The following is a 14,195-nucleotide window of genomic DNA, read 5'->3' as shown; positions in this document are numbered from 1 at the left end:
CATCCTTCTATCGTTGACACGAAGGACAATACCAAGAGTTTCGTCCTCCAAGTACAACTTGTTTTGTAGGAATCAAGCAATTAGGGCATTGTTTCTTGCCATACATGGACAAGCGATTTTGCATGGCCCCTGCTTCCCCATTAATATTCCGATAATCTGAAATGGAGCTTCCTCCTGCAGATATGCTTTCGTTCAACACATCGACAATCGTTTGAAAAAGGAGAATAAGTCTTTTTTGACTAATACGCTTCACTTTTCTGCCCGGATGTATTTGCATTCGAAATAAAGCTTCAGTGGCATAGATGTTGCCACATCCAGAAATAACTTGTCCATCCATGATTGTTTCTTTTATGGACTTATTTTGATACTTAGAGAGCGAGGACATATCAATAAAATGATTTAATGCGGACTCCGCAAATGGTTCGGGTGCCATTAACAATAATGGAGGAAATTGATCTTCTGAATCCAGTAAACGCATTTCGCCGAATCTCCGAATGTCTGCATATACCAAAAGCATGCCGTCATCTAATGTTAATACGACATGAATATGTTTTCTGAACTTATCTTCTGTGATGTCTGCAGTTTCCTGGACATAAAACCATGCACCGGTCATTCCCAAATGATTTACTAATAGTAAATCTTGTTGATCTTTTAGTAAGTGAAAATAAATATATTTAGACCTTCTTACGATCTGAGTGATTTGAGCATTTTCGAGTGCTTGCTTGAAGTGTTTAAGCTCTGAGCCTTTAACAATGGCTTGTTTTCCCGCCTGTCTTGAAACCTCTAGAACGGCGGATAGTTTAACAGATTCAATGGTCTTCCCGGTAGCTACCGGTTTGAGGGAGTTAACGACTCCCTCTACTTCAGGTAATTCAGGCATGATGATTTTGCCCCCTTACTTCGTATCGTACCAAGTCGGACCATATGCATAATCTACTTTAAGTGGCACTTTTAATTCAATAGCGTGTTCCATTACTTCAGGTACGATTTTTTCTAAAATCGCAATTTCTTCTTGAGGAGCTTCAAAAATCAATTCATCGTGCACTTGAAGAAGCATTTTCGCTTGCAAGTTTTCTTTCTGTAAACGATCAGCCATATCTATCATTGCTTTTTTGATTATATCCGCAGCACTTCCCTGGATCGGCGTATTCATCGCCGTGCGCTCAGCAAAGCCGCGTAAGTTAAAGTTTGAGCTAATAATATCCGGTAAGTACCTTCTTCTATTTAAAATGGTCGTGACAAATCCCTTTTGCTTCGCTTCTAGTACAATTTCATCCATGTAAGTTTTCACACCTGGGAAGCTTTCCAGGTAACGCTCGATAAACTCAGCCGCTTCTTTACGGGAAATCGATAAGCTTTGAGAAAGTCCGTAGTCACTTATTCCGTAAACAATACCGAAGTTTACTGCTTTAGCTGCGCGACGCATATCTGACGTCACGGCATCTGCTTCAACATGGAAAACATCCATTGCGGTTTTAGTATGAATGTCCAGGTCATTTTGGAAAGCTTCAATCAGCTCTTCGTCATCAGACATATGTGCTAAAACGCGTAACTCAATTTGAGAGTAGTCAGCCGCAAATAAAATCCAATCTGGTTGGGATGGGACAAATGCCTTTCTGATTTTCCGGCCTTCTTCCAAGCGCACCGGAATGTTCTGTAAGTTTGGATTCGTAGAACTCAAACGGCCTGTTTGCGTCAATGCTTGCTGGTATCTCGTATGAATTTTGCCGTCGTCCTTGTGAATTTCTTTCAACAATCCTTCAATATACGTCGACTGCAATTTGCCCAACTGACGATACAAAAGGATATGGGAAATGACTTCATGCTTCCCTTCCAATTTCTCCAAAACGTCTGCGGCCGTTGAGTATCCTGTCTTCGTTTTTTTAAGAGGTGGAAGCCCAAGTTTTTCAAACAAGATCACACCTAGTTGTTTCGGTGAATTAATATTGAAGTTTTCACCTGCTGCATGATAAATGGTTTGTTCAATCTCCGTCAACTTCCCGGCTAAATCCTCACCGATATCCACCAGTGTTTGACGATCGACTTTCACACCATCTGACTCCATCTTCCCGAGGATTGTAGCTAATGGTAATTCCAAATCATGATAAAGTTCATATTGCTCGTTTTCTTTCAGCTGATCATCCATCACTTTACGCAGTTTCCATACGGCCATTGCTTTTCTAACTACATGTTCTCCTAGTTCGGCGTCGCTAGGAACTGATTTCTTAGCACCTTTGCCATACACTTGCTCATTCGTTAATACTTCACTGTAACCAAACTCCCGTGATAACACAGCTACATCATCAGATGTAATACCTGGATTTACAATATAGGCAGCAAGAACAAAGTCGAATTCAACACCATCGAGCAGTACCCCATTGCGATGGAAAGCTGCAAGTGCCGCTTTGGAATCTACCAATTGTTTCTTTTTCGACTCATCAGCCAGCCAGGTACGGAATGATTCACATGCAAACGCATCCTCAACTTTCATAAAAAACGCATTTTTGTCATCAACAAGAGCGACACCCAACATATCAGCTGTATGATACTGCTCGTCATACAATTCCAGATGAACAGCCATTTCTTCTGAAAGTTGATCTGTCGTAATTTCTGATAAGTGCATGAAGGAAATATCTGCTTTCGTTTCTTCCACTTGTGAATAGGTTGTTTTTTCTAATAGAGATTTGAAGGCCAGCTCCTGCCAAATTTTAATGACCTCATCCATATTGGGACCATTATAGGACAAATCTTCTAAAGAAATAGTGATTGGAGCTTGTGTTTCAATGGTTGCCAACACTTTACTCATTTTTGCCTGTTCTTCATTGGCCACCAGTTTTTCTTTTAATTTTGCTCCTTTGACACTATCAAGGCCTTCGTACACACCATTAACCGAGTGATGTTCAAGTAATAGTTTGATTGCTGTCTTTTCACCAACACCAGGAACTCCTGGAATATTATCTGATGCGTCCCCCATTAATCCTTTCATATCAATGATTTGATCAGGGGTTAAGCCATACTTTTCCAGTATGTGCTCAGGTGTATACTTCTCGATATCAGTCATGCCTTTACGTGTGATATAGACAGTCGTCGAGTCCGAAGAAAGCTGTGTAAGGTCTTTATCACCCGAAACAATAATCACTTCTTCTCCCTTTGCTTCAGCCTGTTTGCTCAACGTCCCGATTATGTCATCCGCTTCATACATCGGAAGCTCATATTGCGGGATTTGATATGCGCTTAATAGTTTTCGCAAATATGGAAACTGTTCAGAAAGCTCTGGTGGTGTTTTTTGACGGCCACCCTTATACTCACCGAAAGTCGTGTGCCTAAATGTGGTTTTCCCTGCATCAAATGCCACAAGCATATGTGTTGGTTGTTCTTCATCCAATATTTTTTGTAGCATCATTGTAAAACCATATACTGAATTTGTGTGGATCCCATGTTCATTCGTCAGTAATGGGAGAGCGAAAAATGCTCGATACGCTAAGCTATTTCCATCTAATAATAAAACTTTATTTTTGCTCACAGATTTTCCACTCCTCTACGTAAAAAAACGTCATCTTCCTTCATATTACCATGTTGGCAAGATGAAAGGAAAATGACGTCCATTGAAATAAACAGTGTTATTGGTTTTTCAAATACAGCTTATGAAATGTCACTCCTAATAATCTATTCCAAGTAACCTGAAAGAATTTTTGCATAAGGAGAATCCGATGGCAAAATAATCATTGTATCATCACCTATTGTTTTCTTGTAGGATTCTAATGTTCGATATAAAGCATAAAATTCAGGGTCTTTCGAGAAAGATTGATTATAAATCTTGGCCGCTTCCGATTCACCTTCAGCCGCAATGATGGATGCTTCTTTTTGGGCAATTGCAACCATTTCCTGTACTTTGCGATCTGTAGAAGCTTCAATTGTACGCTTATCTGCATCCCCCTCAGACAAGTACTTCTGTGCTATGGATTGGCGTTCGGAAATCATGCGTGTATAAACGGATTGTTCGTTTTCTGGTGGGAGGTCCGTACGCTTCATTCGGACATCAATTACTTCTACTCCGTAATCATCGTCTTTCAGTAACTCATTTACGCGTGCAGTCACGCGGTCATTCAAGCTGCCTCTCGATGTGTTTTCATCATTGATGATTTCATCATAGTTCAGCTGTCCAAGTTCTGTCCGTACGACAGAGTATATAAACTCTTCCATTCGCGCTTCTGCATTCAACAACGTTCCTGCACTCGTAATCATGGCTTTAGGATCGCTAATACGCCATACAGCGTAGTTATCAATGATAATTCGCTTTTTATCCTTAGTATTGATTTCCGCTTCCGAAACGTTATACGTCATCTGATAACGCGGCAAAGTAGAGACACTTTGGACAAACGGGATTTTCATATAAATTCCAGGCTCAAATCGAATATCCACCACTTCACCAAATTGGCGAACAACACGGTACTCATTTTCTTTAACAACATATATATTAGCGAGCAGGATAATTAGAACGGCAAATACGATGGTTAATGTAATAATGGTCTTCATATGTTTTTTTAGATTTATAGGCTCTCGTGTTTTTGTTATTTTATTTTTATTATTGAATTGTTCATTGAACTTTTGTTCCAGGCTTGCGAATGGGTTCGGTTTGTTCGTGTCCATTATTTGCCGCCTCCTTGCTCAGTTGTAACTGGTGGAACTTGTGTAGGCTGTTGTAATGGCAAGTACTTCACCGTTTCACCTGAATCATTCATGATGTAAATTTGAGCATTCGGCAAGACCGACTCCAATGTCTCAATGACTAATCGTTGTCTTGTGATTTCCTGATTGTTTCGATACTCTGCATAAAGCTTATTGAAGACGGCTACTTCACCTGTTGCCTGCTGAATACGAGCTGTGCGTTGTCCTTCAGCACGGGACTTAATGGCAGCAATCTCACCAATTGCTTCACTTTCACGCTGATTTTGATATTTCTTCGCTTCATTTGTTTTCGTGTTTTTCGTTTCACGCGCATCGGTTACGGCTGTAAAAGCAGAACGGACCTCTGCATTCGGCAATTCTACATCTTGAAGTTTTACACCTAAAATGGAAATACCAATATCATATTTTTCGATAAGCGTAGCAAGTAAGTCCCTCGTTTGAGCTTCAATATCTGCTTTTCCTGATGTTAAAGCTTCATCAATCATCGAACTCCCGATGATTGAACGGATAGATGCTGAAGTGGCATCATGCAAAATTTCCTGTGGGGCTTCTGAATTAAATAAATACTTTCCAGGGTCTGTGATTTTCCACTGTACAACCAAGTCAGTTAATACAATGTTTTCATCCCCTGTAATCATTTTTGTTTCGTTATCGTATGAATCAATTTCTCCATCTTCTGATTGCTTGTAGCCGAATCGCAGACTGAATGTCTCCTTCGATAGAATTTCTACTTTTTGCATGGGCCATGGCAATTTGAAATGCAATCCAGAATCTAGTATTGGCTCCTCTGCTTTCCCAAATGTAATGACGACCGCTTGCTCCGACTCATCCACTGTATACCATGTAGTTAATATGGCAATAAGTGCAATGATTCCACCCAAAGCCAAAGATGCAGTCGTTAAAATGCGCTTAACACTCATCTATGTATCCCTCTTTTCTTTTCACTCATTATTTCTACGATTAGCTCAATATAAAGTTTCATAAAGTTTACTTTTCATTGGAATTTTTCAGGACCCTCGATCCCAATCACCCATTCGAAACGAAATGAACAATTTTTTACACATGAAAAAAGAACCCTTGAAATAGGGTTCTTTTTCCTGCCAAATGCGGTAATAGGGGGTTTCATAAATATCTTAACAAAGCATTATGAATCCACTGTGTAGAGCTTGTAAAGAACTTGTTAAGTTTATTGTTTTTTCGGAATGAGAATCTTAAATTGCGTGCCTACTCCAGGTTCGCTTTCAACAAAAATTCGTCCATGATGAGCCTCGATTAGATGCTTGACTATAGCTAGTCCCAAACCGGTACCACCAGAATTTCGACTTCTCGCACGATCAATTCGATAAAAACGCTCAAAGATACGTGGGATTTCTTTTTTATCCATCCCCATCCCTTCATCTCGAATGATAATGATTCCATGAGTTTCACTTTCATGAAGGGATAAATGAACAGTTGTGTTTTCCGGCGAATAAGTAATGGCATTTGTCAGTAAATTCATAACCACTTGAATCAAACGGTTCATGTCCCCATCCACAATGATCTCATGATTTATGTTTGAGATAAACGTCATGCGTTTCTCATCAAGACGAGGACTTGTCATCTCAGCAGCACGCCTCATGACTTCACGTAAGTTCGTTTGAGCAAACTCTACGGAGAACCCATGTTGCTCAATTTTCGAAAGTTCCAATAGGTCTTGAATTAACATTTGCAGACGATTGCTTTCTTTATGGATGATTTCCAAAAAAGAAAGTAACGTCTTTTCGTCATTCATGGCCCCATCCAATAACGTTTCCGAAAAACCTTTAATCGATGTAATCGGTGTTCGCAGTTCGTGGGAAACGTTCGCCACGAAATCTTTCCTGATTTGCTCAAGACGCACAAGATCGGAAATGTCATGCATGACGATAACAACACCTAGCCATCGACCATGTTCACCGATAACTGGGGCACCATAAACTTCCATATGGCGTATTTCCTGCTGGATGACGATTGCCATTTGCTTACGTGAAGAAGATTCCATTAAAAAGACGTAGTCGATGAACTTTTTCAATTCATCAGGTAAGTCCACTCTTTTAAAAAGTTCATCCTGAACATCTTGTGCGCTGAATTCAAACTGATCAACAAAAGTCTTGTTGACAATACTGATTTGACCTTCCCGGTCGATCATCATTAAGGCACTGCCCATATTTTCAATAAGTGTTTTTAATCGTTCCTTTTCCATTTCTCGTACTTTGAACAATTCCTGCAAATTCCTTGCCAAGATATTGATGGAAGTGCCGAGCTGCGCCGTGGTTGCAAAGTCGTCTTCGTATGCCCTCGCCCGATAATTGCCTTTGGCAAGCTCAATGGCAACTTCGGTCACATTATCAATTGGTCGTGCGTAGCGTTTCGTCAATCGATACGAAAATATAATGGCAATGACAAATGCTCCTAGCAAGACTATCACTATGGTTTTCCAAAGTTGTTGCCGAGTATCAATAAAGTCACTGCTAATACGGTCACTTGAGAGCACGTCCGTAATTTCCGCTTTTTGTGAGTCATTGATCTCACCATTTGATTGTTCAATAATCCGTGAAATTTCCTCTACTTTTTCAATCGAATTGCTTCGAACAGATTCCTCCACGTAAACAGGAAAAAGCTGACTGATGATAATACCCAAGCCAGCTAAAATCGAACCTACCAAAAGTGTAAATGACATGACGATTTTTCCGTGGAGGGATTTCATACCGTTTTTGGCTCCTCAAATTTATACCCCAGTCCCCTAATCGTTTTAATAAATATAGGTTTACGGCTATTGTCTTCAATTTTATCCCGTAAATGACTGATGTGAACGTCAACGATGCGAGTGTCGCCTGCAAAATCATAATTCCAGACGGCACTTAACAATTGGTCACGTGTCAGCACTCGATTTTTGTTTTCCATCAGATATACAAGCAGTTCAAATTCTTTCGGAGTAAAGTCCAAAGTATCCTCACTTAAAAATACTTCAAAACGTTCGGGATACACACGTAATGGACCAAATTCAAAACCTTGGTCATTTCCTTTTTGCGACGTTTCATCAACTGACGCAGTAAATCTCCTTAAGACTGCTTTGACACGTGCGGTTACTTCTCTCGGACTAAATGGTTTGGTCATATAGTCATCCGCACCCAATTCAAGACCCAGCACTTTATCAAACTCATCATCTTTAGCTGTTAGCATGATGATGGGCGTATTGATTTTTTGAAGGCGCAAGGCTTTGCAAACTTCCATGCCATCCATTTTGGGCAACATAAGATCAAGTATAATTAAATCTGGTTTTTTTTCTAAAACAGCATCATAACCTTCTTGGCCATCACTCGCCGTCTCAACAACAAAACCTGCTTGTTCCAAATTATATTGAAGTAAAGTTGCGATTGAACTTTCATCATCTACTACGAGAATTTTCTTTGACATGTTTTTGGCCTCCACCTTCGATTTAAAACCCCCATCTTAAACCGAAAGAGCTCTCTAGAAATTATCCATTGATTGTGCTGTTAATTTGTTTTCCAAACGTGGAGGGGTAGACGTAATTTTGCCTTCAATCACTGTCTCACCCTCTTCATTTGTTGCAGTTACTTCAATTTCAACTAAGTTTTTTTCGACATTCACAGAAATCACTTGAAGTAAGAAATCAATTGTTGCGTAATGGTAAACCGGTTTTGGAAAAGTTAAATGCTGTTCCACGATGTGTGATCCTGGACCAGGCAAATACTTTGAAACGGCTGATGTAACAATGCCCGTCAGCATAATAGCAGGTACTATCGGTTTTTCAAAAACCGTTTGTGAAGCGAAATCATGTTGAATATACAATGGGTTTCCATCGTTCGTTAATCCTAAATATAATAGTAAATCTTTATCTTCGATCTTTTCAGTCAGCTTTAATTTTTCTCCAACTGACATTTCTTCTACTTTTCTGCCGAGTTTACGTTTTTTCCCCAATAACATGTGATGTCCCCCTCTGTTCCTGTTATCTCTACATTAACATAGTATCAATACCTACCAAAAAAATCGAGCGGGGAAATCCCGCTCGATTCTTATTTGAAGCTTTTCGTTAATTACACAAGAATATCCATAACGGTACGTACTGAAGCAGCTGATTTTTCCAATTCAGCTTTTTCAGATTCTGTTAAATCAAGTTCGATAATCTGTTCAATACCACCAGCACCTAAAATTGTCGGAACGCCAAGGTAAATACCTTCTAAACCATATTCGCCTTCCAGGTAAGCTATTGATGGCAATACACGACGTTGATCTTTTAGGATTGCCACAGCCATTTCAACTATAGAAGCAGCGGGTGCATAGTATGCAGAACCGTTTCCAAGAAGGTTGACGATTTCTGCTCCACCTTTACGCGTGCGTTCCACTATTTCAGCCAAACGATCTGCAGGAATCAATGTTTCCAATGGAATTCCTCCAGCATATGAGTAGCGTACCAATGGTACCATATCGTCACCGTGGCCACCTAGAACGAAACCTGTGATGTCTTTAACGGACATGTTTAATTCCTGAGCAACGAAAGTACGGAAACGTGCTGAATCGAGTACTCCAGATTGGCCAATAACGCGCTCTTTAGGGAAACCAGATTCTTTGTATACAGTGTAAGTCATTGCATCAACTGGATTAGTTAATACAATAATCGTTGTGTTTGGAGAATGTTTAATGATTTCACCCGTAACAATCTTCATGACTTTTTGGTTTGTTTGGACCAAATCGTCACGGCTCATACCAGGCTTACGAGCAATTCCAGCGGTGATGATAACGATATCTGAGTCTTTCGTATCTTCATAGCTAGAAGTGCCGATAATGTTTGCATCAAATCCTTGAACAGGACCAGCTTCCAACATATCTAACGCTTTCCCTTTAGTTGGGTTTTCCATTTGTGGAATATCAACTATTACAACGTCTCCTAGTTCTTTTTGAGCTAATAGGAATGCCGTTGTCGCACCTGTAAATCCAGAACCGATTACTGAAATCTTTTTACGTTTCAATGTCATCAGAAAACTCTCCTTTTGTATAAAGCTCTTTTAAATGAAACTAATGATTAAAAATCAACAGTACTATATAACAAAGCTTTGTATAAAAAAGAGGGCCTAGGCCCTCTTTCTAAAAATAGTGTTTTACTATGCAATTGATTGAGTGAAGTCGCTAATCGTAATGTCTAGCTCCGAAGCTCAGCTCGCACCTAAGCTTGAGTAGGCTTCTACACTTTTCTCTTAAAGATTTTTGATTAATTCGTCAGCGAACTCAGAACATTTAACTTCAGTTGCACCATCCATTAAACGAGCGAAGTCGTAAGTTACAACTTTAGAAGAAATTGTTTTTTCCATAGAGTCCATAACTAATTTAGCCGCTTCATTCCAGCCAAGGTGTTCAAGCATTAATACACCTGAAAGGATAACTGAAGATGGGTTTACTTTATCAAGACCAGCGTATTTAGGAGCTGTACCATGAGTCGCTTCGAAAATAGCATGACCTGTCAAATAGTTAATGTTTGCTCCTGGAGCGATACCGATACCACCAACTTGTGCAGCTAGTGCATCAGAAATGTAGTCACCGTTCAAGTTCATTGTTGCAACAACATCAAATTCGCTTGGACGAGTCAAGATTTGTTGTAGGAAGATATCAGCGATTGAATCTTTCACAAGAATTTTACCAGCAGCTAATGCTTCTTCTTGTGCTTTGTTCGCAGCTTCTGTACCTTGATCAGCTTTAATTTGATCGTATTGATTCCAAGTGAATGTTTTGTCAGCAAATTCTTGTTCTGCCACTTCATAGCCCCAAGTTTTGAAAGCTCCTTCAGTGAACTTCATGATGTTCCCTTTGTGAACAAGTGTTAATGACTCGCGGCCTTCTTTGATGATGTAGTTTAATGCAGCACGCACCAAACGTTTAGTTCCTTCTTCAGACACTGGTTTGATCCCGATACCAGAAGTTTCAGGGAAACGGATGTTTTTAGTACCCATTTCATTTTGTAAGAATTCGATGATTTTTTTCACTTCATCAGAACCTTTAGCAAACTCGATACCTGCATAGATATCTTCAGTGTTTTCACGGAAAATAACCATATCTGTATCTTCAGGACGTTTAACCGGTGAAGGTACTCCGTCGAAGTAACGAACTGGACGTAGGCAAGTATATAAATCCAATTCTTGACGCAAAGCAACGTTTAAAGAACGAATACCGCCGCCAACTGGAGTCGTAAGAGGTCCTTTGATTGCGATTAAGTATTCACGGATTACGTCTAAAGTTTCTTCTGGCAACCATTCACCCGTTTTGTCGAATGCTTTTTGTCCAGCTAATACTTCTTTCCAGACGATTGATTTTTCACCGTTATAAGCTTTTTCTACCGCTGCTTCTAATACACGCTCTGAAGCTGCCCAGATATCAGGACCGATTCCGTCACCTTCGATATAAGGAATGATTGGATTGTTAGGTACGTTTAAAACGCCATTTTCAACTGTAATTTTGCCACCGTTTGTCATAATAATTTTCCTCCTATAGGCATAATCAATCATAGGGCTAGCACTTTTTAAGGAAGTGCAGAAAGTAACATGAATGTCATTTTCTGAACGTCGCTCTTTAAAGTACAGCCCTTCATATGTGTAATTTTAAAAAATTAACGCTCGTTCACTGGTACATATTTTTGCATACCAGGTCCTGTATATTCAGCACGTGGACGGATTAGACGGTTATTAGAATATTGTTCTAAAATGTGAGCTAACCAGCCAGAAACACGTGATACAGCAAAAATTGGTGTAAATAAGTCATGATCGATATTCAATGAATGATAAACAGAAGCTGAATAGAAATCAACATTTGGTGGAAGATTTTTTTGACCTGTTACAATATCGTCAATTTTAATTGACATGTCGTACCATTTCTCTTCTCCACGTAGTTTTGTTAATTTTTGAGACATTTCACGTAAGTGTTTCGCACGTGGATCACCTTTGCGGTATACGCGGTGACCGAAGCCCATGATTTTTTCTTTGTTAGCAAGCTTCTCGTTGATATATGAATCAACATTTTCAACTGACCCAATTTCCATCAACATTTTCATTACTTGCTCGTTCGCTCCACCGTGTAGAGGTCCTTTAAGAGCACCAAGTGCTGCAACAACACCTGAATAAACATCTGAAAGTGTCGCTACACAAACGCGAGCTGTAAATGTTGAAGCATTCAACTCATGGTCAGCATGTAATACTAAAGCTTTGTTGAAAGCTTCTTCTTCGATTGCTTCAGGGATTTCGCCATTAAGCATGTATAGGAAGTTAGCAGCAAAACTTAAGTCGCTCTTAGGTGCGATTGGTTCTTGTCCTTTTCGAACGCGAGCAAATGCAGATACTAAAGTAGACATCTTAGCTTGAAGCTGAATTGCTTTCAAGTAGTTAGCTTCTTCAGACATATCTTCAGCTTTTTCATCATACAATCCAAGCATAGATACCGCTGTACGAAGAGCCGTCATTGGGTGAACTTTATCAATTGGATACGTTTTGAAATGGTTCAATACCTCTTGAGGTACTGCCATATTATCCGCAAGTTGTTGTTTCAATTCAGCTAATTCTTCAACTTTTGGCAGGCGTTGGTGCCATAGCAAGTAGATTACTTCTTCAAAACTTGCGTGATCTGCCAAGTCATCAATATCATAGCCAACGTATGTAAGTGTGTCATCAATGATTGAACTGATAGCGGATTGAGTAGCTACCACTCCTTCAAGACCTTTTGTTGATGTCATGTATATCGCTCCTTCTTGTTTTTAAAATCCATCATTCCACACAAAAAAACGCAGAATGATGGCTCATCTGCTCAATATGAACCTTTTATTTATATGGCTTACATTGACATTATAATCAATTTTGACGTCTTTGTGAATGAAAACGCTCGATTTTCGATAACTTTCGCAAAATTCATGATATCTTGTCACAAAGCAGAAATATTCTGTCTAAACGATATAAATAAACATAACAGCTATACACACTGCATTTGGAGGTGGAAAAGTGTATGAAAACATAGTTGCATTCATGAAAAAATGGTTTCCGGTTGCATTCATTTTACTCATTACCTGGCTGATTTATCCTGTTACCATTGCCATATTACTCGCTTATTTTCTACACCCAATTGTGAAGTGGATACATAAAATTACCCGTTTACCCCGTTGGATAACCGTATTGTTATTCGAAAGTGCCTTGCTTGGATCAATTATTTTGGGTTGTACTTTGATGGTAAGAGAACTCCTTGAAATACTTTATCCATTTAGATTTCACTTGGAAGAATTGCAGGTGTTCATGAAGGAGAACAAAACAAATTGGCAATCAGTCATTGAAGCCCTATCCATGGTCAGTGAAAACTTACTTAAAAAAATATCATTATTTATTCAGCATCTGCCAGCACAATTTGTTGAAACCTTTGTCTTTTTAGTAGCCTTGTTTTTTGCCTTGCAGGAATCTTTGAAATCAAGAACATGGTTCTTCATCTATATCCCCTCCAAGACGAGACAGACAATTAAACCATTATTTTTAAAAGCAACCAAGCTTTTCGAGAAATTTACGATTGTGGAAATTAAGTTATTCCTGATGACGTTCGTTCAATTAATGGTCGGGTTTTATGTCCTGAAATTCTCGTCTCCTATAGGACTGGCTTTCCTGATTTCTTTTGCTGATTTAATGCCCTTTTTAGGGACAGGCATAATATTAATCCCGATGGCTGCTTTCTTCATTTTAACGAAGCAAACGACCCTCGGGATTATCATTCTCTTGCTCTATGCATTTATTTTATTGACACGTCAATTACTCGAGTCTTACTTGTGGGCAAACACCATGCACATTAGAGCTGTGCATGTATTTTTCATCAGCGCATGTTCTTTGTTGCTGTTCGGCATACCCGGGATATTACTAAGCCCTTTCTTATTGCTTGCAGCCGTTCATTTCAGTAAACATCATTGGTTTACATCACAATGATTTGTCCTTTTTTCATTTTCGACTTAATCCATTTATAAACAATTGGTTTAAATAACTGTCTGGTCGGAGAAAACAAAAATAAAAATCCAAATAGATCTGTCACAAATCCTGGAGATAATAATAAAAGACCACCTGCAAACACGAACAAAGCATTTACCATGGCATCTCCTGGAGCTTGAAAATTCTTCATCTGAACTTGGACATCCCTGATTGCTTTCAATCCTTGCTTTTTAGCCAGGTAAGCTCCGAGTATTCCTGTGCTGAGAATAATCATGATGGTAGGTATCAATCCAAATGTCTTACCGGACCACAATAAAATCCCAATTTCCAGTGCAGGAACTACGATAAAGATTAATGCCAACCATTTCATTTCGAACATCCCCTTATTTCGTTTCTTTTTTCTGCCGATTACTTAAGATTTGATTTGTGATTATTATTAAAGGTCTGTTAAATGTTGTTGATATTCCGCAAAACAGCTACGCTTTCCTAGGGCGACCGCCGAGTCTCCTCGGGCCAACAGGATGTTGGCCA

12 protein-coding genes are annotated in these 14,195 nt (G+C 39.4%); 1 reads left to right on the top strand and 11 read right to left on the bottom strand.

Features of this window, described 5'->3' with window-relative positions; all coding sequences use genetic code 11:
* Positions 1-7 precede the first annotated feature (7 nt).
* The 10 genes from mutM to citZ all read right to left on the bottom strand — a co-directional run bounded on the left by mutM (position 8) and on the right by citZ (position 12,442).
* Positions 8-880 (bottom strand): bifunctional DNA-formamidopyrimidine glycosylase/DNA-(apurinic or apyrimidinic site) lyase, encoded by an 873-nt coding sequence (gene mutM, locus MHH33_RS06660; RefSeq protein ID WP_342543286.1) that lies wholly within the window; start codon positions 878-880, stop codon positions 8-10.
* A gap of 15 nt (positions 881-895) precedes the next feature.
* Positions 896-3,523, bottom strand: a complete 2,628-nt coding sequence (gene polA, locus MHH33_RS06655; protein ID WP_342543285.1) for a DNA polymerase I — start codon at positions 3,521-3,523, stop codon at positions 896-898.
* Positions 3,524-3,666: 143 nt separating this feature from the next.
* Positions 3,667-4,650, bottom strand: a complete 984-nt coding sequence (locus MHH33_RS06650; RefSeq protein WP_342543284.1) for a protease modulator HflC — start codon at positions 4,648-4,650, stop codon at positions 3,667-3,669.
* Positions 4,650-5,609, bottom strand: a complete 960-nt coding sequence (gene hflK / locus MHH33_RS06645; RefSeq protein ID WP_342543283.1) for an FtsH protease activity modulator HflK — start codon at positions 5,607-5,609, stop codon at positions 4,650-4,652. The genes MHH33_RS06650 and hflK overlap by 1 nt, the downstream gene beginning before the upstream one ends.
* A 266-nt stretch (positions 5,610-5,875) precedes the next feature.
* On the bottom strand, positions 5,876-7,414 hold the full coding sequence (locus tag MHH33_RS06640) for an ATP-binding protein (RefSeq protein ID WP_342543282.1): 1,539 nt from the start codon (positions 7,412-7,414) through the stop codon (positions 5,876-5,878).
* Positions 7,411-8,124 (bottom strand): response regulator transcription factor, encoded by a 714-nt coding sequence (locus MHH33_RS06635; RefSeq protein WP_016426692.1) that lies wholly within the window; start codon positions 8,122-8,124, stop codon positions 7,411-7,413. The genes MHH33_RS06640 and MHH33_RS06635 overlap by 4 nt, the downstream gene beginning before the upstream one ends.
* A gap of 54 nt (positions 8,125-8,178) precedes the next feature.
* Positions 8,179-8,655, bottom strand: coding sequence for a MaoC/PaaZ C-terminal domain-containing protein (locus MHH33_RS06630; RefSeq protein WP_016426691.1), 477 nt, complete (start codon positions 8,653-8,655; stop codon positions 8,179-8,181).
* 110 nt (positions 8,656-8,765) lie between these two features.
* Positions 8,766-9,704 carry a malate dehydrogenase gene (mdh, locus tag MHH33_RS06625; RefSeq protein WP_342543281.1) on the bottom strand — a complete coding sequence of 313 codons (939 nt, stop codon included), beginning with the start codon at positions 9,702-9,704 and terminating at the stop codon, positions 8,766-8,768.
* A 219-nt stretch (positions 9,705-9,923) separates the two neighbouring features.
* Positions 9,924-11,192, bottom strand: coding sequence for an NADP-dependent isocitrate dehydrogenase (icd, locus tag MHH33_RS06620; protein ID WP_016426689.1), 1,269 nt, complete (start codon positions 11,190-11,192; stop codon positions 9,924-9,926).
* A gap of 134 nt (positions 11,193-11,326) precedes the next feature.
* Positions 11,327-12,442, bottom strand: coding sequence for a citrate synthase (citZ, locus tag MHH33_RS06615; RefSeq protein WP_342543280.1), 1,116 nt, complete (start codon positions 12,440-12,442; stop codon positions 11,327-11,329).
* Between the two features lie 262 nt (positions 12,443-12,704).
* Between citZ and MHH33_RS06610 the strand changes: the two genes are divergently transcribed.
* Positions 12,705-13,664, top strand: a complete 960-nt coding sequence (locus tag MHH33_RS06610; protein WP_342543279.1) for an AI-2E family transporter — start codon at positions 12,705-12,707, stop codon at positions 13,662-13,664.
* Here the strand turns inward: MHH33_RS06610 and MHH33_RS06605 are convergent.
* Positions 13,651-14,034, bottom strand: coding sequence for an FxsA family protein (locus MHH33_RS06605; protein ID WP_342543278.1), 384 nt, complete (start codon positions 14,032-14,034; stop codon positions 13,651-13,653). The two genes, MHH33_RS06610 and MHH33_RS06605, sit on opposite strands and share 14 nt — an antisense overlap.
* Between the last annotated feature and the right edge of the window lie 161 nt (positions 14,035-14,195).

It is taken from the genome of Paenisporosarcina sp. FSL H8-0542 (assembly GCF_038632915.1).
In the GTDB taxonomy this organism is placed as follows: Bacteria; Bacillota; Bacilli; order Bacillales_A; family Planococcaceae; genus Paenisporosarcina.
This window is presented reverse-complemented; position numbering and strand designations above follow the sequence as displayed.